The organism is Clostridia bacterium, assembly GCA_012841935.1.
Classification (GTDB): Bacteria; Bacillota; Peptococcia; order DRI-13; family DTU073; genus DUTS01.
In genome coordinates this window covers 1-2049 of sequence record DUTS01000095.1, presented here as the reverse complement: position 1 = coordinate 2049, position 2049 = coordinate 1, and the positions used below count along the sequence as shown (strand labels likewise).

The following is a 2049-nucleotide window of genomic DNA, read 5'->3' as shown; positions in this document are numbered from 1 at the left end:
AGCGTTTATTTAACCTAGACCTAGGAAAGAAAATCATGGCTTTAAGTGAAATAAAAAATATTTTAAAAGCTAAAAAATAATTAAATTTCACTACACTTGTACACATAAACGCAAGGCCTTAAACCCCCTTTAAGTATTGGGTTTAAGGCCTTTTTAAAACATTTTTATTGAAAAACTCAGGATATTATGAAAGGCCTTAATTTGAAAAAGTTTTTTCAAAGAAACACCGGAAATCGTAAAATTACCTATGATAGCTTTACTATTTTACGATTTCTTATTTATGCCAGAATCTTGGCTCCCGGCTCTAAACTCTCCACGTGGAATAACCTAGCTTCCTATTATGAACAACCAAAGTTTGATTATCAACATGTTCTTCGTTTTATGGATCTACTAGAAGAACAGTACAATGATTACCTCACATGGCTTTATGAAAACAGCAATCAAATTGTTAAACGTAATTCTTCCGTTATTTACTACGATTGTACTAATTTCTATTGTGAATGCGACCAGCCGGATGAGGACATTGTTGATGAAGTGACTGGAGAAACTATTTCCGGCTTACGAAAATTCGGCCTTTCCAAGGAGCACCGCCCCAACCCAATTGTTGAAATGGGACTTTTTATGGATAGACAAGGCATCCCAATTACCATGTGCCTACATCCCGGGAACACAAGTGAACAAATTACTGCTATTCCCTTAGAAAAAGAAGTAATCAAGATGTTGAATGGAGCTAAATTTATTTATTGTGCCGATGCTGGACTTGGCTCCTATCATATCCGTAAATTCAACAGTATGGGCGGCAGGGCTTTTATTATTACACAATCAATTAAGAAATTAAGCAATACCCTTAAACAATCAGTATTCAACGACTTTGATTACCGTCTTTTATCTAATAATTTACCAATAACAATTGAGAAGATGAAATCCTTTGACCGTTACTTACCGGAAAATTTACATTTATATAATGGCTTTGCCTATAAAGTTATTGTTGCTAATAAGGCCATCGATCTTGGTTTATATGAAGATAGAATCCTAAAAAACGGGCGTGTTAAACAAAAAAAAGCAACCGGGCTTTTAAAACAACGCCTAATTATAACCTTTTCACGAAAATTAATGGAATACCAAAGAACGGTGCGTAACCGCCAAATAGAACGAGCCCAAAGATTATTAAACTGCAAAGACCCGGAAGAAATAAAAAAAGGGCCAAACGATGTACGCAGATTTATGAAAAGAATATCCAAAACAAAATCCGGTGAAAAAGCAATTGTAGAATACGTTCTTGATGAAGCTAAAATTGCTGAAGAAGAAAAATACGATGGTTTTTATGCTGTAGCGACAAATCTAACCGATCATGCCAAGGATATTTTAGCCATATCACATAAAAGACACCAAATAGAGGAATGTTTCCGGATTATGAAAACAAATTTTAACGGAAGACCTATACATCACAGATTGCCTAATCGTATTAAGGCACATTTCATGATCTGTTTTACCGCTTTATTAGTATACCGCTTACTAGAAACCAAACTTGATAACCAAAACACACATATAACACCACAAAACCTAATTTCAACACTGCAAAACATGAATGTCACTAACGTGCATAATATTGAATACATGGCAGTTTTTCAAGGTAGTAAAACCCTTAACGCCTTAATGGGGATTACACCGCTTGAGCTCGACCGACTTCACTATAAACCAAAAGAATTAAATAAAAAAATAAAAAAATTACTAAAATAATTTTCACATACAACATTTTAGTAATTATAAAAAGCCGATATATCCTTGTGTTTACAAAGGATACCGGCTTTTTTATTATTATTAACTGTCGAAAACGGGATTATATATATTTATATAAAAAAAGACCCTACGGTCTTTAATTTTAAAATATGGAGCGGGTGATGGGAATCGAACCCACGCGACCAGCTTGGAAGGCTGGGGCTCTACCACTGAGCTACACCCGCCTGGCTCCCCGAGTAGGATTCGAACCTACAACCCTGCGGTTAACAGCCGCATGCTCTACCATTGAGCTATCGAGGAAAAAAAGGT

2 tRNA genes and 1 pseudogene are annotated in these 2049 nt (G+C 35.4%); 1 reads left to right on the top strand and 2 read right to left on the bottom strand.

From position 1 onward, the window contains the following. The first annotated feature begins 177 nt into the window (after positions 1 to 177). Positions 178 to 1740, top strand: a pseudogene (locus GX687_05335) (IS1634 family transposase). Positions 1741 to 1890: 150 nt separating this feature from the next. Here the strand turns inward: GX687_05335 and GX687_05330 are convergent. Continuing rightward, positions 1891 to 1964: transfer RNA gene (locus GX687_05330), tRNA-Gly, on the bottom strand. A 1-nt stretch (position 1965) separates the two neighbouring features. Then, positions 1966 to 2040 (bottom strand) — tRNA-Asn (locus tag GX687_05325). Positions 2041 to 2049 lie beyond the last annotated feature (9 nt).